Origin of the sequence: Microbacterium galbinum, assembly GCF_023101185.1 — a bacterium.
Taxonomy (GTDB): Bacteria; Actinomycetota; Actinomycetes; order Actinomycetales; family Microbacteriaceae; genus Microbacterium; species Microbacterium galbinum.
This window is the reverse complement of sequence record NZ_CP078077.1, coordinates 1,670,806-1,692,907: the sequence shown is the minus strand read 5'-3', so window position 1 is coordinate 1,692,907 and position 22,102 is coordinate 1,670,806. Positions and strand designations below refer to the sequence as shown.

Sequence of the window (22,102 nt, the reverse complement as noted above, 5' to 3'; positions counted from 1 at the left end):
CGAACCCTCAGCGCCCTCGAAGGTGCGGAGGGACCTTGCGCTGAAGAAGGTCGACCAACTGCGGGTCCATGAATTCGAAGTCATCGGGGATGCCGAGCACGACGATCCGCACATCCCGCAGGTGCGGCATGTACCGTCTACTGATCTCGCTCTTGTGCCGTTTCTCCATCACCAGCACGAGGTCCGCCCAGTCGAGGTCATCGGGCGTGAGGCGCTCTTCGGCGTCGGCCTTGAGGCCTGCGGAGGCGACGCGGATGCCCGGCCAGTCACGGAAGACGTTCTCCGCCGTCGGACTGCGGAGCCGATTGCGGCTGCACACGAAGAGCACATTCACTCAGCCAGGTTACGGCTCCGTCGGTGGTGGCCCCAGGAGGGCCTGTCCAAGCGGCGAGGGAACCGCGATGATGGCGGCATGACGACAGATCCCGAGATGATCGACGTGACAGTGCCTCCCAGCGGTACGGGGTGCGTGGAATGCGATGAGACCGGCTCGTGGTGGGTTCACCTGCGACGGTGCGCCGCATGCGGACACATCGGATGCTGCGACGACTCCCCGAACACGCACGCGACGAAGCACTGGCAGGAGACCGGCCACTCCGTGATGCAGAGTTTCGAACCCGGGGAGGACTGGTTCTGGGACTTCCGTGACGAGGCCGCTTTCGATGGCCCGTCGCTCGCCGCACCGACGAGCCATCCCGAATCACAGGCCGTTCCCGGTCCGAGCGACCGGCTTCCCGCCGACTGGATGGACATTCTCAACGGCGGTGGACGCTGAGGGGGAGCGCCGAGCATCTCCGGAGTTGGTGGTTGCGCTACGCGTGGATCGCGTCGAAGATGCGCAGCTTGACCGTTGCCGCTTCCAGCAGTGGCGTGGCGATTTGGTGTTCCGCTCCGCGGAAAAGAAGGCTGCCGAGGATGGTTTCTCCCTCAGTGCGACGGTGTGCGGCGAAGTCGCGGTACATCGACGTGGTGAACCCTGATCCGGGTTGGGTGAGGATTGCCCGTGTTCGGGAGAGCGCGGCCGCGCGGGGGGAATGACCCTCCGCCTGTTGGATGGCGGATGCCTCGTCGATGATGCGTTCGATCGACTGGAGTCCACCGGGAGTGCTGACGATCTGGCCGACGGAGCCTCCGAGCAGTGTCGTGGCGGCACCTCCCGCAGCCATGAAATGCCACTTCTCCCACATGTCCTGAATGATCGAGTCAGACACGGATGACTCGAGCGCCGCGGGGGCGAACGAATTCGCGATGCGTGAGACTCGGTCCGTCATGTGGCCGTCGAGCTCTCCGAACCCGATGGACGCGCCGGGTGCGAGAAGCGCGATCTCTTCGTGTTCCGTGAGTTCCGCCGCAACGACGGCCACACCACCGAGCACGTGTTGACGCCCGAATCGGGTACTCAGAGTTTCGAGGTGGTCGATTCCGTTGAGGAAGGGGAGGATCGCGGTGTCGCGCGTGACGGCGGGGGAGATGTCGGCGAGCGCACCGTCGAGCGCCGTGGCCTTCACCGCCAGGAGAATGAGGTCCCACCCGACTCCGAGGCTGTCGGCGGTCACTGTCGTCACATGCGTGGTTTCTCGGCGGCCCTCCGGGTCGATGATGACAAGGCCTGTGGCGAAGAGCTGTTCCGCCTTGGCAGGGCGGACGAGGAAGGTGACATCGGCGCCCGCGGCGATGAGCTGGGATCCGAAATACCCACCCACTGCTCCGGCGCCCACGATGAGGATGCGCATGCGTGTTCTGCTTTCCTTATTCGGCCGCGATCGAGCCGCGGACTTCTCGACGGGCTTTCGTACGTGCAAGTATCCGCGGCACCTGGGAGATGGTGATCACTCCCGCGACGACGACCAAGCCCCCCAGCAACTCGGACAGGATGGGCAGCTCACCGAGCCACACCCAGGCGATGAGCACCGCGACGGGAGGTACCAGGTACAGAAGGGATGTCGACACGGCAACAGGCATCCGGGCGACGGCATAGGCCCAGAGGACGAACCCCGCCGCGGACGGCAGCAGACCGAGATAGATCGCCGCAAGCCACGGCGCGAGTCCCCCCGTGAGAAGCGCGTCGATATCGAACGGCACGAGGGGAAGCGTCATGATCGTGCCGGCGATCATCGCGTAACAAGCGACCTCGATACTGGTGTACCTCTTCAGCAACGGACGCTGCAAAGGATGATAGATGCCCTGCACGACCATCGCGGCGACGACGATCCAGACCGCAGCGGAGAGAGATACGCCTGCACGCGCAAGACACACGAGGGCTACTCCGGCGAGAGCGATGACGCTGCCGACGACCGTGACGGGCGAGATTCGTTCGGAGAACAGAACACGGGCGACCACGACGGAAACGAGCGGCGCCGCCGCGACGATGATGCTCGCTGTGCCCGCAGGGACGTAGAGCTCCCCCCAGTTCAACAGCAGCTGGTACACGGCCATGCCGAAGAATCCGCATGCCGCGATCCAGCCGAGATCCTCGCGCCTCGGAAATCGCGCCTTCACAACCACCGCGACGATCAGAAGAGCGACCGCAGCTACTGCCAACCGTGCGAACGACAGCCCGATGACGCCCAGCGCGGGCGCGGCAACTCGGATCGCCGGGAACGCCGACGCCCAGAGAACGACGACGAGTAGTCCCGCGAGGAGTGCTCTGTTGACTCTCATGCTGTCAGCGTGCCAAAATCGCACGTTAAGCACTACTGACGATCTGTGACTAGTAACCTAAACAAGACTTACTAATAAAATGATTGATGTTCGCAAGCTTCGACTGCTCGCCGCTCTGCAACGCCTCGGCACGATCGCGGCCGTCGCCGAGGAAGTTCACCTCAGCGCACCGGGCGTCTCCATGCAGATCACCGCTCTCGAGAAGGAGCTGGGGATCGCGCTGACCCGCCGACAGGGACGCCGGCTGACGTTGACCGCCGCGGGTTCAGCACTCGCGAACCACGGGCACGACATCCTGGGTCGGCTCTCACTCGCGGAACTCGAGGTGGATGCTCTGAGAGCGGGAACTGTGGGGCGCTACACGCTGTCCGCCTTCCCCTCCGCCGCGCGAACCCTTGTTGCCGACGCGTATCGAACACTGTTGTCGGATGCCGGTTCCGCATTGGATGTTCACCTCACGACGGCCGAGCCCAGCGTTTCCATCAGTGCGCTCGCCGCCGGAGACGTCGACCTCGCCGTGGTGCACTCCTACTCCAACGTGCCCCGCGATCTTCCGAGCAGTGTGGACGTCCGATTCCTCGGCAGCGAACCCGTGTGGCTGGCAGTGAGCGCCCCAGCGCACTCAGCGGCGGCCACTGCCACGCTCTCCGACTACGCGTCCGCGGCGTGGATCGCGCCCACATCAGACGTATCGTGCTTCGACATGATGGAACGTGCCTGCGGCCTCGCCGGCTTCCGTCCGCGGATCGTCGCTGAGTCGATGGACTTCGCCGTGCAGCTCGAGCTCGTCGCTGCCGGAGTGGGGGTGGCTCTCGTCCCCGCCCTTACCGTCGCCGCGACGCCCGCCGGCGTCAAGCTGCTCGAACTCGACGCACCCGTCACCCGCAGCATCCACCTCGTCACGCGCGCCTCCGATCGCGCCGACCCCGGACTCGCCAACCTCGCGGCCCTGCTCGAGCAAGCATCCACCGACTGGCTTTCGAGTCGACGTCTTCCCTCTTAGTTACGTCATCCGCCCGAACGTCGCATCGATGTCGGCCATCTCCATCGCCGCGGTCGCCTCGATGAGCTTGCGCAGCTCGTCGTCGGCGCCCGGTGAGAACTCCTCGGGACGCTCCGGCGAGATGGTCATCGGGAAGCCCTCGGGCGCCTGCTCGCTCGCGTCGAGCTCGGTGCCGTCGTTCGACGGCGATGCGCCCTGGAAGATCTTGCCGGCCTCGGACTGCGCCGTGAGGTCGAACGAGTAGTTCTTGCTCTGCAGACCGAGGTCGAGGAGCTTCTTCACCTCGGGGAACTGCTCGGCGTTCGTCTTCGGGATCGGCAGCGACGTGCGCCAGTTCACACCGAGGGTCTCGAGCGCCTTCGCGTAGGCGTTCTCGTGCGCCTGGTCGCGCACGATGAGGTACGAGATCGTGGTGCGGGCGGTCTTGTTGTCGGTCATCTCGTACAGCCGGCATTTCTGCAGCCGCCCGGTCGACTCGAGCATCAGGTTGTAGAGCAGGTCGAGCACGAGATTGCCCGAGTTGTACACGTAGCTCCCCGACCACGGGTTGCCGACGGCATCCACCGGTAGCGCGCCCTGCGCCCCGACGAGATAGTGGTGGATATTGCTGGTGTCGACGGCGATGCTCAGCGGCGTCGCGCCGCCCGCACCGGGCTGATCCACCGGGTCGGTCGGCTTGCCCTGGTACTTCGGCGAACCGTCGAGGAGCCGGGAGATCGTGGTGCCGATCAGTTCGACGTGGCTGATCTCCTCGGTGCCGATGCCCTGGATGAGGTCCTTGTACGGCTTGCCGTCGGGGCCGCGGAAGTTGATGCTCTGGAACAGGTACTGCATCATGGTGCGCATCTCGCCGAACTGACCGCCGAGCCCCTCCTGCAGCGCGTTCGCCGCTGCGGGATCCGGCTCGTCCGCGGCGATCTCGTTGATGAACTCCTGCACGTGGAAATACATTGTGCGCCTCCGTCGGCTCTGTGGGTGTGGTGCTCACCGTGCGCCCCCGCGGCGACTTCACCGCGCCCCTCGACGGATGCCCCGGCACGACGTACCATGCCCCCTCATCGCGAGGTCGCCCCATCGGAGCGTGTACCGACAGGGCATCCCTCATCCGGCCGCGCCGACCTATGGTGGGTCGCATGAACCTCACCGACCTCCTCACCCTCCTGAACGCCGGGGAGACCATCCCCGGCGGATCACCCGGCCACGCGGTGATGCACGAGACGAGCCAGGAGGCGCTCCGCATCGCCGGCGAACTCAACACCGGATACCACGAGCCCAACCGTGTGCGAGAACTCCTGGGCGCGCTGATCGGCACACCCGTCGATGACACGGTCACGCTGTTCCCGCCGTTCACCGCGGACTTCGGCAAGAACATCTCGATCGGCAAGCGGGTCTTCATCAACTCCGGGTGCCGCTTTCAGGATCAGGGCGGGATCACGATCGGCGACGACAGCCTCATCGGTCACAACGTGGCGATCGCCACACTGCAGCACGGCATCGACCCCCGCCGACGCGCCGACCTCCTCCCCGCTCCCGTCACCATCGGGCGCAACGTGTGGCTGGGCGCGAACGTCACCGTACTCCCCGGCGTCACCATCGGCGACGATGCCGTCGTCGGCGCAGGCTCCATCGTCACGAAAGACGTGCCCGCCGGGACGATCGCCCTCGGCTCCCCCGCCCGACTCGTCCGCACCATCGGCGAGTGATCCGGCGACACACCCCCCCCCACGCGATCGAGGACCCGCTCGATGACGAGACGGGCCCTCGACGCGACGTCGCGAGCTCAGCCGTGAGCCCGTTCGGAGAGCGCGTTGTGTGCATCCCACTCGTCGAGTCGCTTCTGGTACTCGCCATGGATGAGCGCGTTGAGGCCCTTTCCGAAGAAGATCCGCAACGGCGGCTGTTCCATGTCCGCCAGCTCCAGCATGGCCGGGCCTGTCGCCTCCGGGTCGCCGGAACCGTTGGCACTGTTGGCGCGCGTCTTCGCGAGACCCTCGCGCAGCGGCTGATACGCGTCGATCGGCTCGGCGAAGTCCGCAGACGCGGTGCCCCAGTCAGTGCTGTATCCACCCGGCTCGACCAGAGTCACCGTGATCCCGAAGCCCGCAACCTCCTGGGCGAGGGTCTGACTGAACCCTTCCAGCGCCCACTTGCTCGCGTGGTAGATGCCCAGGTACGGGAACGCGTTCACCCCACCGATGGAAGAGATCTGGATGATGTGACCCGAGCCCTGTTCACGCATCAGCGGCAGCACGGCTTGCGTGACCCACAACGCACCGAACACGTTCGTCTCGAACTGAGCTCGAGCTTGCTCGGGGCTGATCTCCTCGACGGCACCGAACAGGCCGTAGCCGGCATTGTTGATGAGCACATCGATGCGCCCGAACCGCTCCTTCGCCTGGCGCACTGCCGCGAGAACGGCATCCTGGTCGGTGACATCGAGGGCGAGGGCGAGCGCGGTGTCGGGGTATGCCTGGGTCAGCGGAGCGATGCTGTCGAGATTGCGCGCTGTGGCGACCACCTGGTCTCCCCGCTCCAACGCCGCTTCTGCCCACACCCGGCCGAAGCCCTTGGACGTCCCTGTGATGAGCCAGGTCTTCATGCCTGTTCCTCCTTCATTTCGTTGTTGATCTCGAGGGCCATCTCGAAGTTCTTCCAGCCGATCTTCGACGCCGATTCCCCATCGCCGCGGGAGAGCGCGTTCCAGTAGGCGACCTTCCCGTCGAGGTACTCCAGCTGGTGCTGCGCACGGGTGATCTGACGCTGCAAGAACTCTCGATGCTGATCGAAGAGCGCGATCTGGTCCGCTGCGGCAGAAACGCCCGCGTCGTTCTGCGACACGTATCGACGCATCTGTTCGATCGACATCCCCGTGGCGCGCAGGCAGGCCAGCGTGACGACCTTGACCGCGTCGCTCTCGCTGTAATACCGATGCCGACTCGACCTATCGCGCGCGATACGGCCGAGCAACCCGATGCGCTCGTAGTACCGCAGTGTGTGCTCACTCAGCCCGGAGCGCAGAACCATCTCCTTCATCGTGATGTGGGGAGAGTCTGACGCGGGCGCGATCATGGTCATGCACCCAGTCTCGAAACCTAGAGCACTCTAGGTCAAGCAGTTCTGTTCCGATCGCTCGGGCCAGGGTCAGCCGAGCGGCTCGGGGTCGAAGTCGTAAAGACCCCCGTAGGGAAAGGCGTCGTTCCCCGTGTCACGGGGGTCGTGCTGCACCGTCTCGGTGGAGATCACGACGCGGGAGCTCGGGGTGATGAGAACCTTCACCCGCCGATTCCCCACGACGACGAATTCGACGAACACCGCGGGTCCGCTCGCGGCCGTCTCGATCTGCCGCAGGAGCACGTCGAGGTCTTGTTCCTGGGCGAGGTATGCGCTGACGCCGTCGATCAGGATCTCTGTTCTCTCCATCGTGCGCATGCCGTCCATCCGGGCACGATACGCCCGCGCCGACCCGAGCGCGACCGGGGTTGCGCGCGCACGGATGACCTGCAAGAGACGACCGGCGAGGACGTATGGTTACTCCATGGGAACCCTGGAGTACAACAGCGCCCGCCCTCCGATCGAGATCGATGATCGGACGCTGGCGCATCTGAAGATCGTGATCGGCACGAAGTTGCGTCGCCAGGAGAGCTTCATGATGACGTGGCTTCCGGAGGCAAAGAACCCGGCCGGCCGGTTGACCATCTGGATGCATCCGAGCATCCCTCTGGTCTTCGCGTTCGATGAGGCTGCGCTGCCGCCGATCGACGGCCGTCGCATCGAGCGTCTGATGGAGTCGCTCAACTCGCGAGGAGAACTGGTCCTCGACCAGCTCGAGGACTGACCCGGCCGAACCACCCCTTCACGAACGAGCCACCCCCTTCCGCACGGCGCGGAAGGGGGTGGCTCGCACTGAGAGGGGTGGCTCAGCACCAGGCACGGATGCCGTTACGACCGACGCATCCGGCGGCGCACCATCAGCCCCGCGCCGACCAGCAGCGCGAGAACCGCGGCCCACACCGCCGGCATCAGGATCTCTCCACCGGTCTGGGCAAGCGCATCGCCACCGGCATCCGCACCCGCACTCGGCGCCGCGGTCACGGTGACGGCGGCGGTCACCTCGGTGCCGTCCGGCAGGATCACGACGAGCGTGTGCACTCCGGCCGGAACGGATGCCGGGATCGTGACGGTCGTCGAGAAGGCGCCCGCGTCCGAGGCGGTCACCGTACCGAGGGCGACCGGCGTGGAGCGCAGCTCGAGCTTCAGCTGAGCGCCCGCCGCGAAGCCCGCGCCGCTGACCTTCAGGCTTCCGCCCGCGACCACGCTCGACGATCCGAGCACCACCGCCGGAGCATCCGAACCCGGCTCCTCGGCAGCGGTCACCCTCACGGCAGCACTCGTCGCCTCGGCCGGGACGTATCCCTCGAGCGTCCCGCCGACGCGTACCGAGAGCGCACGACCTGCGAAGTCCGCCGGGATCGAGAACGTGGCCGAGGTCGCACCCGCGATGGCCTCGCCATCCGCCAGCCACTGGAACGAGAAGGCGGTGCCCGCGGTCCACTCGCCGGTCACCGCGGTGACCTCGGCGCCGACCGCCGCCGTTCCGGTGATCGACGGCGTGCCGACGACGAGCTCGCCGAGCTCGGGCTCCGCCGCCTGGCAGGCCTCGCCGCAGATCACGAAGTCGGACTGCAGGCCCTTGTGGTCGCTGGTCCACAGCGTCTGCGGGGTGAAGATCTCCTCGTCCGAGACGGGCAGGGCGCGGGCACCGCGCACGATGTCGCCCTTCGGTCCGACGATGCGCGTGCCCGTCAGGGTGAGGCGGTCGTCCGGCGCGAAGAAGATGTAGTCGATCCGGTCGCGCTCGTCGGCCTCGGGCGCCCACGCGAGCTGCGAGACGCTGACGTTGGGGGTGTCGGCCGGCCACGTGAAGCCCGGGTGGGTCACGGGGTCGGGGTACACGGCGCGGTACGCGTCGACGAGACCGCCGTCGCGCAGGATGCGGGAGGTCTGCCACGGGGCGACGACCCCGTTGTGGTCGTAGAGGTTCGCCGTGCTCTCGGTCCAGTCGAGCACCGACGGCTCGTTCATGTCGGCGCCCATGATCGTGAGGCGTCCGGCGGAGCGCTCGTTCGCCATGTCGGCGGTGAGGGCCGCAGCGGATGCCGGTCGCCCGGATGCCTCGTTCGCCGCGAGGATCTGCGGCACGTCGGTCACGGGACCGCTCAGCTTGTTCCACCCGCGCCACTCGGTCGGGAACCCGGAGCCGAGCACGTCGCCCGCGTATCCACGGGGAAGGTAGGTGGCGTAGTAGCGGTACTCGAGGTGGCCTCCGTACGCGGCGATCTGGGTGTCGCCCACCTGCACGATCGCCTTGGTCCATCCGCCCTGGGTGCCGGGCGTCGTGACGACGCCCACGTCGACGATCGGATAGCGCGAGATGACACCCGCACTGCCGCCCGTGGAGTGGAAATCGAAGCCGAGGTCGCGGGCGACGGCTGCCGCCGCGCTCTGCGCCTCCTCGACGAAGATCAGGTCGGCGCCGATCTCGGCGAGCATCGTCGCGTCGGTGGTCTTGCCCCAGACGTTGAGCTGCACGACCGACAGATCGATCGGCTTCGTCGGGTCGACCTCCGGGCCCTCACCGGGCTCTTCGGTGCCCGGCTCTGCCGCGATGGTGAACGTCGCCGGCTCGCTGACGCGGGAGTAGCCGTCGTTGTAGAGGTACTCGACGCGGTAGTTCCCCGCGGCCAGCGGGTTGCCCGCACGGTCGTTCGTGGGCAGCTTCACGGTGCCGGTCGCACCGGGCGCGTACGCCCAGGCCATGCCGCACGCGTCGCAGGGCTCGGGCCGGGACTCGGGGTAGATCGCCAGCCAGTTCGTGGCCGTCGGGCGATCGGTCGAGTAGGCGACCGAGAGGGTATCCCCGACGGCGACGTCGGAGCTTTCGAGGGTGATCTCGGATGCCGCGGCGGTTGCGGGCGACGCGGCGAGCAGCGGCGACACGAGGAGCGCCCCGGCTGCGGCGAGTGCGGCGAGCAGGGACGCGCTCCGACGACGGCGCACCACGGGGGGAGGTGACGAGGACATGTCTGACGTGATCCTTCCGGGAACAGTGTCGGCGTCCCCGACGGGACGCCCATCGGAGGTCGTGATCGCCTCCTGTAGCGACAGAACAGCCGCAAGATGACCGGTCGATGAACGCGATTCGTCCGAACGGCGACGGCTGCGGCATCCGCTCCGAATCCCGGAGCCCACGATGCACAGTTGTACACCCAGGACCACGGATGCCGTGGGCCGAGGTCGAGCCGCTCAGCCCAGCTCGCGCGTGAGCGAGTATCCCTGCAGCGACGCCTGCATCTGGAACGACATGACATCCGGGAGGTAGCGGTCGTCGCCCGCCTCGATCGCACGACCGTCGGCGGAGTAGCTGACGCGATTCACGCGCAGGAGCGGGCTCGAACGTCTCACGCCCAGAAGGCGGGCGTCTTCGCTCGGAGCCGCGATCGCGTCGATCGACTGCTCGCCCGAGACCATGCGCACGCCGCGCGATTCCAGCGCACCGACCACGGACGGCTCATCGGGCGACAGCTCCTCGACGATCGGGGCGATCCACGACGGATACGCGGTTCGTTCGAGCATGACGACGCGCCCGTTCAGAGACCGCAGACGAACGACCTCGAGCACCTCGCCGATGCCGCGACCGCCTCGGAACCGGCGCACCTCGGTCGCGGTCGCCGGGCGGCGCTGCTGCGTGAGCACGTGCCCGCCGGGTTCCATGCCGCGGCTCGATGCCCACTGCGCGAAGGACCGCATCTCCGAGAACCGCTGGCTCTGCACCGCCGTGCGCACCAGCCAGCCCGAACCGCGTCGCGGGGCGATCGCGCCCTGCCGCGCCATGAGCACGAGCGCGTTGCGCACGGTGCCGCGCGAGACCTCGTAGTCGGCCGCGAGATGCGCCTCCGAGGGCAGCATCCCGGTGGCGTCGAATGCGCCCTCGGCGATCCGGATCGTGAGGTCGCGGGCGATCTCGCGATATCGATGCACGACGCTAGGTTATCCGCCGTGCTCGTACCGCCGCCGGACGGTCACTCCACCGTGAACCCCACCCCGAGCAGCTTCTCCTCGCGCGACGAGGGGCCGACCAGCAGGGCGAACTCCCCCGGCTCCACGACCCGCACGCCCGCGGCATCCACGATCGTGCAGTCGGCGACCGGCACCTCGACCCGCACCCGCGCCGACTCCCCCGGCGCGAGGTCGACCTGGCGATAGGTCTTGAGTTCGCGATCGGTCCAGCTGACGCTCGTCACGGCATCCCGCACGTAGACCTGCACCGTCTCGCGCACCGGCCGCGAACCCGTGTTCGTCACCGTCACGTGCCCGACGACGATGTCGTCGCGGCCGAGCTCCGAACGCTCCAGCGCGAGGTCCGAATACGCGACCGTCGTGTACGACAGCCCCTCGCCGAAGCCCCAGGCCGGCGCCTGCGTGAGGTCGGCGTAGCGATCGCCGTGCTGCCCGCGGATCTGGTTGTAGTACGTCGGCTGCTGGCCGACGTGCCGGGCGAACGAGATCGGCAGACGGCCCGACGGCTCGACCTCGCCCGCGATGATCTCGGCGATCGCACGGCCGCCCTGCATGCCCGGGCTCGCGGCCCAGATCACGGCCGCGGCCTGCGAGACGGATGCCGGCAGCACGAGTGGCTTCGACGCCATCAGCACCACCACTACGGGTGTGCCGGTCGCGATCACCGCGTCGAGCAGGGCGTTCTGCCCGCCGATGAGTTCGAGCGTGGCGGTCGAACGGCCTTCGCCGACGAGTTCGATGCGGTCTCCGACGACGGCGACCACGACATCGGCGGTCTCTGCGGCGGCGACGGCCTCGGCGATCAGCGCCTCGTCGGGGGCGCACGGCTTCACGATGCGCGGGCGCGGCTGCCCGTCGGGGAACAGCGCTCCCTGCGGGTCGTCCTCGAGGGTGAGGATGTCGGCGCCGCGCGCGTGCGAGACCTCCCAGCCTCCGACACCCGAGAGCCCGTCGAGCACGGTCGTGATCATCTCGCGCGGCTGACTGTCGAGCCATCCGGCCTGGCCCGACCCTCCGGCCCAATCGCCGAGCTGCGTCTGCGCGTCGTCGGCGAGCGGACCCACGACCGCGACCTTCGTCGGCGCCGCGGCATCCAACGGCAGCACGCCGTCGTTCTCGAGCAGCACGATCGACCGGCGCGCGATCTCGAGGTTCAACTCGGCGTGCGCGGCGCTGCCGACGATCTCGTCGAGGTCGTCGCGCGGCAGACGCGGGTCCTCGAACAGCCCCAGCTCGAACTTGAGGGTGAGGATGCGCGCGGCGGCGGCGTCGAAGGCATCCGCCGGCAGCAACCCGCGCTCGACGGCCTCGAGCGCGCCCTCGAAGAAGCGCGGCGTCGTCATGATCATGTCGTTGCCGGCGCGCGTCGCGGCGGCCGAGGCGTGCGCGTAGTCGGGCTGCACGTGCTGCTCCCACACCATCCGACCGACGTTGTCCCAGTCGGTGACGAGGGTGCCGGTGTATCCCCACTCGCCGCGGAGCACGTCGGTGAGCAGCCAGTCGTTGGTGGTGATCGGGATGCCGTCCATCGTCTGGTATCCGAGCATGAACACCCGGCAGCCCTCACGGGCGACCCGCTCGAACGGCGGCAGGAACCACGAGCGCAGCTTGCGGCGCGAGATGTCGGCCTCGCTGGCATCGCGCCCACCCTGCGTCTCGGAGTAGCCGGCGAAGTGCTTCGCGGTCGCGAGCACCGCGGTCGGGTCGTCGAGACCGTCGCCCTGGTAGCCGCGCACCATCGCAGAGGCGAGCTCGCCGATGAGGAACGGGTCCTCGCCGAACGACTCGTCGACGCGGCCCCAGCGCAGATCGCGGGCGATGCACAGCACGGGGGAGAAGGTCCAGTGGATGCCGGTGACCGCGACCTCCTCGGCGGTGGCGCGGGCCACGCGCTCGACGAGCTCGGCATCCCACGACGCCGCCATGCCGAGCTGGGTCGGGTAGATCGTCGCCCCCGGCCAGAACGAGTGGCCGTGGATGCAGTCCTCGGCGACCAGCAGCGGGATGCGCAGGCGGGTCTGGGCGGTCAGGTCGTTCGCGCGCAGGATGCGCTCGGGCGACGTGTGCAGGATCGACCCGGCGTGACGGCGCAGGACGTGGTCGTCGAGATCATCGCGCGCGTCGAGCTGCAGCATCTGCCCGACCTTCTCCTCGAGCGTCATGCGCCCGAGGAGGTCGGCGACGCGCTCGTCGATAGAGAGGGCGGGGTCCTGGTACGGCAGAGCCGTGGTGAGGGTGGGAGAGGTCATCACTTCGCGTTCCGGGTCAGGATGGTCGAGGAGTTCTGCGTGGTCGTATCGTCTCGGGTCGAGCTGGGCGGAGCATCCGTGTTCGCCATCGGGATGCTGCGCACCGCCGTGACGGCGTCGTTCACGTCGAGCCCCTTCTTCTTCATCGCGCGCGCCCGCTCGCCCGCTGAGCGCAGGCGCGGGTTGACGTACTCGTCGATGCCGAAGTTGATGAGCGACAGGGCGACGCCGATGATCGCGATGCAGAGCCCGGCGGGCACGTACCACCACCACAGGCGCGGGAACGCGCCGTTCTGCTGGGCCCAGAACAGGATCGTTCCCCAGTTGAGGTTGTTCACCGGGATCACCCCGATGAACGCGAGCGTCGTCAGGCCCAGGATCGCGGCGGTCACGGTGCCGACGAAGCTCGACGCGATGAGCGCCATGAGGTTCGGCAGCATCTCGACCGTGATGATCCGGCGCAGGGGCTCGCCGTTGGCGCGCGCCGCCTGGATGAAGTCGCGGTTGCGCAGCGACATCGTCTGCGCGCGCAGCACGCGCGCACCCCACGCCCAGCCGGTGAGGCCGAGCACCGCGGCGATGAGGATGATCGGCGGGTTGTCGAACTGCGAGGCGATGATGATGATCAGCGGGATGCCGGGGATCACCAGGAACACGTTCGTCAGCGCCGACAGCGACTCGCTCTTCCAGCCGCGCACGTAGCCGGCGATGACGCCGATCGTGATCGCGATGACCGTCGCGATCGCGGCCGACAGGAAGCCGACCACGATGACGCCGCGGGTGCCGAAGATGATCTGGCTGAGCACGTCCTCGCCCATGTGCGTCGTGCCGAGCCAGTGCTCGAACGACGGCGGTTGGCGCAGCGCCGAGCGGTCCTTCTGGGTCGGGCCGTAGGGCGCGATCCAGTCGGCGAGGATCGCGATGAGCACGAAGATACCGAGGATGATGAGCCCGGCGATCGACTTGCGGTTGCGGAACATCGCAAACGCCTGCGCGAGCTGCGACCAGAAGGTCTTGCGTGTATCGGTCATCTCAAGCCTCCGTCTGGCGGGTGCGCGGGTCGAGGTACGCGTAGACGACATCGGCGAGGATGTTGGCCGCGAGCACCGAGAGCGTGATCACCAGGAAGACGCCCTGCATGAGCGCGAAGTCCTTGGCGTTGGTGGCGTCGAGAAGCAGCTTGCCGAGGCCGGGGTAGCTGAAGACCATCTCCATGACGATCGTGCCGCCGACGATGAAGCCGATCGAGAGCGCGAAGCTCTGGATCTGCGGCAGCACCGCGTTTCGCGCGGCATACGCCCAGAGCACGCGCCGATTCGGCATGCCCTTCGCCTGCGCGACGGTGATGTAGTCCTCGTCGAGAACGGTCAGCATCATGTTGCGCATGCCGAGCATCCATCCGCCGAGTGACGCGATGATGATCGTCATCGCGGGCAGCGTGCCGTGCATGATCACCTGGCCGATGAAGTCGAGGCTCCACTCGGGAGACTGGCCCTTGTCGTAGGCGTGCGACGACGGGAACCACTTCAGCGTCGACGAGAAGATCGCGATCGCGATGAGCCCCAGCCAGAAGTACGGGATCGTGTTGAAGAAGGTCGTGATCGGGATGAGCGCGTCGAGCCTGCTCCCCCGCTTCCAGCCGACGATCGCGCCACCGACGGTGCCGATGAGGAACGAGATGATGGTCGCGAGGCCCACCAGGCCCAGCGTCCACGGCAGGGCGGCGGCGAGCACCTCGCCCACCGGTCGGAGCCCGTGCAGCGTCGAGATGCCGAGGTCGCCGCGGAACAGCATCCCCCAGTACTCGATGTACTGCTGCCAGATCGACTTGTCGCTGTCGATGCCGAGAAGGATGCGCAGCGACTCCGCAGCCTCCGGGCTGACGTTGCGGTTGCGCGCGAGGTACGAGCTGACCGCGTCGCCCTTCATGAAGCGCGGCAGGAAGAAGTTGATCGTGATCGCGGCCCAGAGGGTGAACAGGTAGAAGCCCGCGCGCCCGAGGAAGAAGCGCCAGGCGACCGGGCGTCGCCCGCGCTCGGCCGTCGTCGCGGTCGTGCCGACCTCGAGCGCGTCCTGCTGGATGAGGTCGTTGTCGTCGAGCTGGGGGAATGCGGTGCTCACAGCGCGCCTCCGTTCGCGGATGCCGAGGCGAAGTGCTTCTCGGGATCGGGGGATGCCGCGCGCAACTCGCGCGTATACGGGTCCTGCGGGTTCAGGATGACGTCGTCGGCGGTGCCGTACTCGACCACGCGCCCCTGGTTGAGCACCATGATCTCGTCGCTGAAGTGGCGCGCGGTGGCGAGGTCGTGCGTGATGTAGAGCACGCCGAGCCCCTCTTCGCGCTGGAGGTCGGCGAGCAGGGTGAGCACGCCGAGGCGGATCGAGACATCGAGCATCGACACCGGTTCGTCGGCCACCAGGATCGACGGACGCGAGGCCAGCGCGCGGGCGATCGCGACGCGCTGGCGCTGGCCGCCCGACAGCTCGTGCGGGCGGCGATCGATCACGGCATCCGCATCGAGCCGGACGCGCGCGAGCAGGCGCCGCACCTCGTCTTCGGTGTCCTTCTTCGGCACGACGTCGTCGAGGCGGATCGGCCGCTCGAGGTGGTAGCGGATCGAGTGGTACGGGTTGAGCGAGGCGAACGGATCCTGGAAGACCATGCGCAACTGCTGGCGGTACCGCCGCAGGCCCTTGCCGCGTCGCGGCACGGGTGCGCCGTCGAGCAGCACCCGACCGCTCGTGGGGGTCTCGAGCTGCGTGAGGATCTTCGCGATCGTCGACTTTCCGCTGCCCGACTGACCGACGAGGCCGAGCGTGCGCCCCGAGTCGAGGGTGAAGCTCACGTCGTCGAGAGCGGTGATCTGCCCGGCGCCGCGCACCGTGTAGGTCTTGGTGATGTTCTGGAACTCGAGGGTGGTCATCGCACCAGCACCCCTCTCTCCCCGGTGAGCCGGGGGAACGACGACAGCAGCGTGCGCGTGTACTCCTGCTGCGGCTGCCGCCAGATCTGCTCGGCGGTGGCGAGCTCGATGATCTCTCCCTCGCGCATGATCGCGATCCGGTCGCTGATCTCGAGCAGCAGCGGCAGATCGTGGGTGATGAAGATCACCGAGAAGCCGAACTCGTGCCGCAGCTGCGAGATCTGCTTAAGGATCTCGCGCTGCACCAGAACGTCGAGCGCGGTGGTCGGCTCGTCCATCACCATCAGCTGCGGACGCAGCGCGAGCGCCATCGCGATCATCACGCGCTGGCGCATGCCGCCCGACAGCTCGTGCGGGAACGAGCGCACCCGCTGCCGCCCGACCTTCACGATCTCGAGCAGCTCCTCGGCCTCGGCCCGGCGCTGGCGGCGGTTCATGTCGGGGCGGTGGATCTCGAACACGTCCTCGAGCTGCGACCCGATCGTCGCCACCGGGTTCAGGGCGTTCATGGCGCCCTGGAACACCATCGACACCTTGTCCCAGCGGAAGCGCTGCATCGCATCGACGTCGAGCGAGTTGATGTCGACATCCGCACCGGAGGCGTCGTGGAACGTGACGTCGCCACCGGTGATCACGGCCGGCGCCCGCAAGAGACGCTGCACGCCGTACGCGAGCGTGGTCTTACCGCATCCGCTCTCGCCGGCGAGACCGAGGATCTCGCCGCGCTGCAGTTCGAGGGTGACGTTCTTGACCGCCGCGACGGGCGGATCGACGTCGTACACGACCGAGAAGTCGCGCACGGTGAGGAGGGGGTCTGGCATGGGGGGTTCCTTCGTGGGGTGCGGCGTGGGGGCCCTTCGACAGGCTCAGGGACCCAGTTCCGAAGAGGAGGCCGGGGCCTTCGACAGGCTCAGGGACCCAGTTCAGAAGAGGAGGCCGGGGCCCTTCGACAGGCTCAGGGACCCAGTGGGTGGTCGATGACCCAATGGGTGGCTGAGCCTGTCGAAGCCCGGCCTCCTCGACGAAGGGCTACTCGGCGGGCTTGAGCTTCGTGAGGATCTGCACGATGTTCTGCTGCGTCGGGTCACCCGAGGCGTAGGGGTCCTCCTCCGACGGCCAGCCGACGTAGTTGCGCGTGTTGTACTCGCCCAGCAGCGGGTGCGCACCGAGCGGGATCGCCGGCACCTGCTCGACGAAGATCTTCTGCAGCGTGTCGAGCGATGCGGTGCGCTCCTCGTCGGACGAGGCGTTCGCGTAGGTGTTCAGCGCCTCGGTCGCGGCGGGGTCCTCGAACCGGCCGAAGTTGAAGCCGGCGATGCCCTCCGGGGAGATCCAGCGCGGATCCATGGTCGAGGTGTACAGACCGTAGGCCGTGCCGCTGTCCTCGAGCCAGTGGATGATCGCCGAGAACGTGCCATTGTCGCGCGGGTCGGCCCAGCCGCCCCAGTCGGGCATGTCGATCTTGACCTCGGCGCCGATGGACTCCTTGACGTCTTCGGCGATGAGCTCCTGCGCGGTGTTCCAGTCGCTCCAGCCCGAGGGCACCGAGAGCGTGAACGAGACGGGCGTGCCGTCGGGGTCGACGAGCGCGTCGTCCTTCCACGTGTAGCCCGCGCCCTCCAGCAGGTCGCGCGCCTTCTCGGCATCCACCTCGTAGTTCTGGCCCGCGAACTCGGGCTGGATCTCGTCCTCGAGGATCGACGACAGACCGGTCACCGACCACACCGGCTCGCTCGCGCCCTCGCGGGCGATGTCGACGTAGGCGTCGCGGTCGATCACCCAGGCGAGCGCCTGACGGAACGCCGGGTCGTCGAACGGCTTCTCCTGCAGGTTCATGAACAGCGTCGCCGATCCCGTGGTCGGGGCGACGAAGAACTTGTTGTGCTCGGGGTCGGCCGAGAGGAACTGCTCCTCGATCTGCGGGATGAAGGCCTGCGCCCAGTCCGCCTCGCCCTGCGCGAGGGCGGTGGTCAGAGCGGTGTTGTCGCCGTACGAGACGTAGTGCAGCTCGGGCACGGCGAGGTCGCCGCCCCAGTAGTCGTCGCGGGCCTCGAGGGTGACCGACTCGGTCGACCAGTTCGAGAGGACGTAGGGGCCGGTGCCCACGAGGTCGTCACCCGTGACCGGGTCGGTGGCCGGCTCGTCGAGGTTCTCCCAGATGTGCTTCGGCACGATCGGCACGTGCAGCACGCGCGCCTGGTTGACGTACTTCGACTCTCCGAAGGTGAGGGTCACGGCGTCGCCGTCGACGGTCGCCCCCTCGAACTTCAGGCCGGCGGTGTCGAGCGCCGGGGTCGAGACGAGCTCGTAGGTGAAGACGATGTCGTCGGCGGTGAAGGGTTCGCCGTCGCTCCAGGTGACGCCCTCGCGCGGCACGACCGTGAGCTGCGTGTAGTCGTCGTTCCACTCGATGCTCTCGGCGAGCCACGGGGTGACGCCGCGGTCGCCGGTCTGGTTGACGAGTCCGAGGGTCTCGAAGATGACCTTGCCGTATCCGTACTTCGAGGCGGCGGAGTCGCCGACGTAGGGGTTGTTCGACTCGGTGGTGATCGCGCCGTCGGGCTTGGCGATCGTGAGGGCGGCGGAGCCGGCGCCGTCACCGGCATCCGATGATCCACCGGACGAGCATCCGGCGAGCGCGGTGGTGCCGAGCGCGGTGACCGCCGCGAGGGCGATCAAGGACCTTCTGAGCTTCATTGCTTCTCCTTGGGGGCACGGGTCATTGTGCTGCGTTGCCGTCGAGCGGTCGGTCGATCGACGGCGTCGTGATTTGCTTACTGGCGAGAAAGTAAGCTTTCGTGAGGTTACCTACTGGTGAGTAAGATGGCAAGCCTGAACACCAACGACGGGGGTCCCGTGAACGAGAGCAGCGAGAAGTCGCGGGTGCGCCCGGCGACCCGCGCCAAGCGCGAGCTGATCCTCCAGGCCGCCGTCGAGATCTTCGGCAACAAGGGATCGACCAACGGCACCCTCGCCGATGTCGCCGAACAGGTGGGCATGACCCACGCCGGCGTGCTCCACCACTTCGGCTCGAAGCAGAAGCTGCTGCTCGAAGTGCTCGCGTATCGCGACCAGGCCGACGTCGCGGACCTCGCCGAGAAGCACATCCCGGACGGGCCCGAGCTGTTCCTGCACCTCGTGCGCACCGCGTTCGCTAACGAGCTGCGCCCCGGCATCGTGCAGGCGTACACCGTGCTCTCCTCGGAGTCGGTCACCGACCACCACCCCGGACGCGAGTACTTCGAGGAGCGCTACACGACCCTCCGCCGCGAGGTGACCGCCGCGTTCCACGAGCTCTGCGCGCAGGAGGGCGTCACCGCGCCCGACACGATCGCCGCGGCATCCGCCAGCATCCTCGCCGTCATGGACGGCCTGCAACTTCAGTGGCTGCTGCACCCCGACCTCATCGAGCTCGGCGAGACCAGCGCCTTCGCCATCCAGGCGATCGTCACCGCGGTACTGCGCCCCGGCCCCGCTCTCGAGACCTACGTCGCGGGCGCCTGACCCCTGGGCGACCCTGTGCACTGATCGGTGCGAAACGCCGGTTCTCAACGCGCATTCCCGACGTTCTGCACCGATCGGTGCACCAGGCGCGACCCGCTCCCCGCCGGATAGGCTCGGGCCATGACGATCGATCTCGAAGCGCTCTACGTCGACCTGCACCAGCACCCCGAACTCTCCTTCCAGGAGACCCGCACCGCCGGCATCGCCGCCGGCCACCTGCGCGACCTCGGACTCGAGGTGCACGAGGGCGTCGGGGTGACGGGCGTGGTCGGCATCCTGACCAACGGCGACGGCCCGGTCGTGTGGGTGCGCGCCGACATGGACGCACTGCCCGTGGGCGAGCAGACCGGCCTCGCCTACGCGAGCACCGCCACCGGCATCGATCCCGCCGGCAACACCGTGCCCGTCATGCACGCCTGCGGCCACGACATGCACGTGACCGCGATGATCGGTGCCGTCGAGAAGCTCGTCGCCGATCGCGCCGAGTGGTCGGGCACGCTCGTCGTGCTCATCCAGCCCGCCGAGGAATATGGCGCCGGCTCCCGCGCGATGCTCGACGACGGGCTGCTCGACATCGCCCCGAAGCCCGACATCGTGCTCGGCCAGCACGTCACCCCGCTGCCCGCCGGCACGATCGGTGTGCGCCCCGGCACGCAGATGGCGGCATCCGACGGCCTCACCGTCACCCTGCACGGACGCGGCGGGCACGGCTCTCGCCCGCACTCCACGATCGACCCGATCGTGATGGCCGCGGCCACCGTCATGCGCCTGCAGACCATCGCCTCGCGCGAGGTCGACCCGCGCGATGTCGCCGTCGTGACCGTGGGCTCGATCCACGCCGGGCTCAAGAACAACATCATCCCCGCCGAGGCGAAGCTCGAGCTCAGCCTGCGCTACCCGAACGACGAGATGCGCGACCGCGTGCTCGCGAGCGTCGAGCGCATCGTGCGCGCCGAGGCCGCGGCATCCGGAGCCGAGCGCGAACCCGAGATCCGCACCGACCACACCCTGCCGCCCACGATCAACGATGCGGATGCCACGGCCCGCGTCACCCGTGCGCTGCAGAGTGTTCTCGGGGAGGCATCCGTCGTCGATCCCGGCATGTTCACCGGCAGTGAGGACGTCTCCTGGTTCGCCCGCGACACCGGCGCGCCCCTCGTGTTCTGGTTCTGGGGCGGCGTCGACCCGGCGACGTTCGCGGCGGCGATGGCCGGCGGCACGCTCGACAAGGACATCCCCACCAACCACTCGCCGTACTTCGCGCCGGTCATCCACCCGACGATCGAGGTCGGGGTCACCGCGATGTCGGCCGCCGCGCGGGAGTTCCTGGGCTGAGGCGACGGCGGGCCCGTGCACTAACTCAGGAAGAACAGGTCGGATTGCCCGTTCGAGCCCGTTTTCAGCGCGTTTCGGCGAGTTCTTCCTGAGTTAGGACCACCCGCCCGCACATGACTCCGCGGAGAACCGCCCGCTCAGCCGCCGATCGCGTTCATCCCCCGGGCGGGCTGCAGGAACGACGGGTCGTCGATCGCATGGCCCGGCAGCTTTCCGAGGATGCAGGACCGCAGCAGGTCGGCGATCCGGTCGTCGCGCTGTCCGGGAACGGATGCTTCGCCCCGCAGCAGCGTCGTGAGGTCGTACTCGTCGTTCGAGAAGAGGCAGTTGCGCAGCTGCCCGTCGGCGGTGAGCCGCAGGCGGTCGCAGGCACCGCAGAACGGGGCGGTGACCGAGGCGATGACGCCCACCTCGTGGGGTCCTCCGTCGATGCGCCATTTCTCGGCGGGCGCTCCCCCGCGTCCGGGAACCGGCTCGAGCGACCACCGCTCACCGAGGGCTTCGAGGATCTCCTCGCGCGTGACCATCGTCGCGCGATCCCAGGTGTGCCCCGCGTCGAGCGGCATCTGCTCGATGAAGCGCAGCTGCGCGCCGACGCCCATCGCGAACGCCACGAGGTCGGCGAGCTGGTCGTCGTTGACGCCGCGCATGGCGACGGCGTTGAGCTTGAGCGGTCGCAGTTCGGATGCCGCGGCCGCCGCGATGCCCTCGAACACGTCGTCGAGCCGGTCGCGCCGGGTGAGGTCGGCGAAGCGCTGCCGGTCGATCGTGTCGATGCTGATGTTCAGGCGCGTGAGACCCGCGTCGATGAGTGCGGGGAGCTTCTGGGCCAGGCTGATCCCGTTGGTCGTCATCGCGACCTCGACCGGGCCGTCCTCCCCCTGGATGCGTGAGATGCGCCGCACGACGTCGACGATGTCGGGCCGGAGGAGCGGCTCGCCACCGGTGAGACGGAACGTGCGGATGCCGAGGGCGGCGGCCACCTCGGCGACTTCGACGATCTCGTCGGTCGAGAGGATGCTGGTGCGTGCGAGCCACTCGTTGCCCTGCTCGGGCATGCAGTAGGTGCAGCGCAGCGAACAGCGGTCGGTGAGGGAGATGCGCAGGTCGCGGTGCACGCGGCCGTGGGTGTCGACGAGTCCGCGCGGGTCGACCGCCGCCCGCTCACGGGACTCGGCAGCGGGCGCTCGGCGGCCGATCACGACCGGTACGGCCGTCATCGCTCCCCCTCGATCCCCGTCATCCTCCGAGGATAGCCGCTGGAATACCAGTCAGGGCGGGTGCGTCGGCGATCGACGGGGGATTGCCAGGGCGAGGCGGTCGGCCCGGCCGAACGGATGCCGCCGCCG

Annotated in this window: 22 protein-coding genes; 6 read left to right on the top strand and 16 right to left on the bottom strand. The window is 68.1% G+C overall.

Going from position 1 to position 22,102, the window contains the following annotated elements; all coding sequences use genetic code 11:
- Window positions 1-7 precede the first annotated feature (7 nt).
- Complete coding sequence (locus tag KV396_RS08365; protein ID WP_247957513.1) at window positions 8-334, bottom strand: low molecular weight protein tyrosine phosphatase family protein; 327 nt, start codon at window positions 332-334, stop codon at window positions 8-10.
- A gap of 78 nt (window positions 335-412) precedes the next feature.
- Here KV396_RS08365 and KV396_RS08360 point away from each other — a divergent pair, with 78 nt between their 5' ends.
- On the top strand, window positions 413-775 hold the full coding sequence (locus tag KV396_RS08360) for a UBP-type zinc finger domain-containing protein (RefSeq protein ID WP_247957512.1): 363 nt from the start codon (window positions 413-415) through the stop codon (window positions 773-775).
- Between the two features lie 37 nt (window positions 776-812).
- Here the strand turns inward: KV396_RS08360 and KV396_RS08355 are convergent, their stop codons facing one another.
- On the bottom strand, window positions 813-1,733 hold the full coding sequence (locus KV396_RS08355; RefSeq protein WP_247957511.1) for a ketopantoate reductase family protein: 921 nt from the start codon (window positions 1,731-1,733) through the stop codon (window positions 813-815).
- 16 nt (window positions 1,734-1,749) lie between these two features.
- Window positions 1,750-2,694 carry a DMT family transporter gene (locus KV396_RS08350; protein ID WP_247957510.1) on the bottom strand — a complete coding sequence of 315 codons (945 nt, stop codon included), beginning with the start codon at window positions 2,692-2,694 and terminating at the stop codon, window positions 1,750-1,752.
- Between the two features lie 46 nt (window positions 2,695-2,740).
- Between KV396_RS08350 and KV396_RS08345 the strand changes: the two genes are divergently transcribed.
- Complete coding sequence (locus tag KV396_RS08345; protein WP_247957509.1) at window positions 2,741-3,664, top strand: LysR substrate-binding domain-containing protein; 924 nt, start codon at window positions 2,741-2,743, stop codon at window positions 3,662-3,664.
- On the opposite strand, the gene KV396_RS08340 is transcribed toward KV396_RS08345, so the two are convergent.
- On the bottom strand, window positions 3,665-4,615 hold the full coding sequence (locus KV396_RS08340) for a manganese catalase family protein (RefSeq protein ID WP_247957508.1): 951 nt from the start codon (window positions 4,613-4,615) through the stop codon (window positions 3,665-3,667). It lies immediately after the preceding gene.
- Between the two features lie 182 nt (window positions 4,616-4,797).
- Here KV396_RS08340 and KV396_RS08335 point away from each other — a divergent pair, with 182 nt between their 5' ends.
- Entirely contained in the window at window positions 4,798-5,367 is a 570-nt protein-coding gene (locus KV396_RS08335) for a sugar O-acetyltransferase (protein WP_247957507.1), read from the top strand.
- Between the two features lie 77 nt (window positions 5,368-5,444).
- Here the strand turns inward: KV396_RS08335 and KV396_RS08330 are convergent, their stop codons facing one another.
- The 3 genes from KV396_RS08330 to KV396_RS08320 all read right to left on the bottom strand — a co-directional run bounded on the left by KV396_RS08330 (window position 5,445) and on the right by KV396_RS08320 (window position 7,102).
- A complete protein-coding gene (locus tag KV396_RS08330) occupies window positions 5,445-6,263 on the bottom strand; it encodes an SDR family oxidoreductase (RefSeq protein ID WP_247957506.1) in 819 nt (272 codons plus the stop codon).
- The gene (locus KV396_RS08325; protein WP_247957505.1) at window positions 6,260-6,733 is read right to left on the bottom strand and encodes a MerR family transcriptional regulator; all 474 of its coding nucleotides are present in this window, start codon (window positions 6,731-6,733) and stop codon (window positions 6,260-6,262) included. Before KV396_RS08325 ends, KV396_RS08330 begins: the two co-directional genes overlap by 4 nt.
- 72 nt (window positions 6,734-6,805) lie before the next feature.
- Complete coding sequence (locus tag KV396_RS08320) at window positions 6,806-7,102, bottom strand: hypothetical protein (RefSeq protein ID WP_247957504.1); 297 nt, start codon at window positions 7,100-7,102, stop codon at window positions 6,806-6,808.
- 97 nt (window positions 7,103-7,199) lie between these two features.
- Here KV396_RS08320 and KV396_RS08315 point away from each other — a divergent pair, with 97 nt between their 5' ends.
- Complete coding sequence (locus KV396_RS08315; protein WP_247633122.1) at window positions 7,200-7,499, top strand: DUF7882 family protein; 300 nt, start codon at window positions 7,200-7,202, stop codon at window positions 7,497-7,499.
- A gap of 104 nt (window positions 7,500-7,603) precedes the next feature.
- Here the strand turns inward: KV396_RS08315 and KV396_RS08310 are convergent, their stop codons facing one another.
- The 8 genes from KV396_RS08310 to KV396_RS08275 form a co-directional block, all read right to left on the bottom strand.
- Window positions 7,604-9,745 (bottom strand): endonuclease/exonuclease/phosphatase family protein, encoded by a 2,142-nt coding sequence (locus tag KV396_RS08310; protein ID WP_247957503.1) that lies wholly within the window; start codon window positions 9,743-9,745, stop codon window positions 7,604-7,606.
- A gap of 222 nt (window positions 9,746-9,967) precedes the next feature.
- Window positions 9,968-10,702 carry a GntR family transcriptional regulator gene (locus KV396_RS08305; protein WP_247957502.1) on the bottom strand — a complete coding sequence of 245 codons (735 nt, stop codon included), beginning with the start codon at window positions 10,700-10,702 and terminating at the stop codon, window positions 9,968-9,970.
- 41 nt (window positions 10,703-10,743) lie between these two features.
- Complete coding sequence (locus tag KV396_RS08300; protein WP_247957501.1) at window positions 10,744-12,990, bottom strand: exo-beta-d-1,3/1,6-glucosidase; 2,247 nt, start codon at window positions 12,988-12,990, stop codon at window positions 10,744-10,746.
- Window positions 12,990-14,021 (bottom strand): ABC transporter permease, encoded by a 1,032-nt coding sequence (locus KV396_RS08295; RefSeq protein ID WP_247623695.1) that lies wholly within the window; start codon window positions 14,019-14,021, stop codon window positions 12,990-12,992. Before KV396_RS08295 ends, KV396_RS08300 begins: the two co-directional genes overlap by 1 nt.
- 1 nt (window position 14,022) lies before the next feature.
- A complete protein-coding gene (locus tag KV396_RS08290) occupies window positions 14,023-15,111 on the bottom strand; it encodes an ABC transporter permease (RefSeq protein ID WP_247633127.1) in 1,089 nt (362 codons plus the stop codon).
- Window positions 15,108-15,914: an ABC transporter ATP-binding protein gene (locus KV396_RS08285; RefSeq protein ID WP_247633128.1), complete on the bottom strand. Its 807-nt coding sequence runs from the start codon at window positions 15,912-15,914 to the stop codon at window positions 15,108-15,110. Before KV396_RS08285 ends, KV396_RS08290 begins: the two co-directional genes overlap by 4 nt.
- Complete coding sequence (locus KV396_RS08280) at window positions 15,911-16,735, bottom strand: ABC transporter ATP-binding protein (protein WP_247623698.1); 825 nt, start codon at window positions 16,733-16,735, stop codon at window positions 15,911-15,913. The genes KV396_RS08285 and KV396_RS08280 overlap by 4 nt, the downstream gene beginning before the upstream one ends.
- A 208-nt stretch (window positions 16,736-16,943) precedes the next feature.
- Window positions 16,944-18,611, bottom strand: a complete 1,668-nt coding sequence (locus KV396_RS08275; RefSeq protein WP_247957500.1) for an ABC transporter substrate-binding protein — start codon at window positions 18,609-18,611, stop codon at window positions 16,944-16,946.
- Between the two features lie 126 nt (window positions 18,612-18,737).
- On the opposite strand from KV396_RS08275, the gene KV396_RS08270 reads away from it, so the two are divergent.
- Both KV396_RS08270 and KV396_RS08265 read left to right on the top strand, forming a co-directional pair.
- Window positions 18,738-19,418 (top strand): TetR/AcrR family transcriptional regulator, encoded by a 681-nt coding sequence (locus KV396_RS08270; RefSeq protein ID WP_247957573.1) that lies wholly within the window; start codon window positions 18,738-18,740, stop codon window positions 19,416-19,418.
- Between the two features lie 120 nt (window positions 19,419-19,538).
- Window positions 19,539-20,753: an amidohydrolase gene (locus tag KV396_RS08265; protein ID WP_247957499.1), complete on the top strand. Its 1,215-nt coding sequence runs from the start codon at window positions 19,539-19,541 to the stop codon at window positions 20,751-20,753.
- Between the two features lie 137 nt (window positions 20,754-20,890).
- Here the strand turns inward: KV396_RS08265 and moaA are convergent, their stop codons facing one another.
- Complete coding sequence (moaA, locus tag KV396_RS08260; RefSeq protein WP_247957498.1) at window positions 20,891-21,973, bottom strand: GTP 3',8-cyclase MoaA; 1,083 nt, start codon at window positions 21,971-21,973, stop codon at window positions 20,891-20,893.
- Window positions 21,974-22,102: the final 129 nt, after the last annotated feature.

Bases quoted from the DNA above. Each gene is read 5' to 3' on its own strand.
- KV396_RS08355 (WP_247957511.1), bottom strand. From the start codon at position 1,733: ATGCGCATCCTCATCGTGGGCGCCGGAGCAGTGGGTGGGTATTTCGGA.
- KV396_RS08335 (WP_247957507.1), top strand. From the start codon at position 4,798: ATGAACCTCACCGACCTCCTCACCCTCCTGAACGCCGGGGAGACCATC.
- KV396_RS08265 (WP_247957499.1), top strand. From the start codon at position 19,539: ATGACGATCGATCTCGAAGCGCTCTACGTCGACCTGCACCAGCACCCC.
- KV396_RS08360 (WP_247957512.1), top strand. From the start codon at position 413: ATGACGACAGATCCCGAGATGATCGACGTGACAGTGCCTCCCAGCGGT.
- KV396_RS08275 (WP_247957500.1), bottom strand. From the start codon at position 18,611: ATGAAGCTCAGAAGGTCCTTGATCGCCCTCGCGGCGGTCACCGCGCTC.
- KV396_RS08295 (WP_247623695.1), bottom strand. From the start codon at position 14,021: ATGACCGATACACGCAAGACCTTCTGGTCGCAGCTCGCGCAGGCGTTT.
- KV396_RS08270 (WP_247957573.1), top strand. From the start codon at position 18,738: ATGGCAAGCCTGAACACCAACGACGGGGGTCCCGTGAACGAGAGCAGC.
- KV396_RS08285 (WP_247633128.1), bottom strand. From the start codon at position 15,914: ATGACCACCCTCGAGTTCCAGAACATCACCAAGACCTACACGGTGCGC.
- KV396_RS08280 (WP_247623698.1), bottom strand. From the start codon at position 16,735: ATGCCAGACCCCCTCCTCACCGTGCGCGACTTCTCGGTCGTGTACGAC.
- KV396_RS08325 (WP_247957505.1), bottom strand. From the start codon at position 6,733: ATGATCGCGCCCGCGTCAGACTCTCCCCACATCACGATGAAGGAGATG.
- KV396_RS08310 (WP_247957503.1), bottom strand. From the start codon at position 9,745: ATGTCCTCGTCACCTCCCCCCGTGGTGCGCCGTCGTCGGAGCGCGTCC.
- KV396_RS08345 (WP_247957509.1), top strand. From the start codon at position 2,741: ATGATTGATGTTCGCAAGCTTCGACTGCTCGCCGCTCTGCAACGCCTC.
- KV396_RS08340 (WP_247957508.1), bottom strand. From the start codon at position 4,615: ATGTATTTCCACGTGCAGGAGTTCATCAACGAGATCGCCGCGGACGAG.
- moaA (WP_247957498.1), bottom strand. From the start codon at position 21,973: ATGACGGCCGTACCGGTCGTGATCGGCCGCCGAGCGCCCGCTGCCGAG.
- KV396_RS08330 (WP_247957506.1), bottom strand. From the start codon at position 6,263: ATGAAGACCTGGCTCATCACAGGGACGTCCAAGGGCTTCGGCCGGGTG.
- KV396_RS08300 (WP_247957501.1), bottom strand. From the start codon at position 12,990: ATGACCTCTCCCACCCTCACCACGGCTCTGCCGTACCAGGACCCCGCC.
- KV396_RS08315 (WP_247633122.1), top strand. From the start codon at position 7,200: ATGGGAACCCTGGAGTACAACAGCGCCCGCCCTCCGATCGAGATCGAT.
- KV396_RS08320 (WP_247957504.1), bottom strand. From the start codon at position 7,102: ATGGACGGCATGCGCACGATGGAGAGAACAGAGATCCTGATCGACGGC.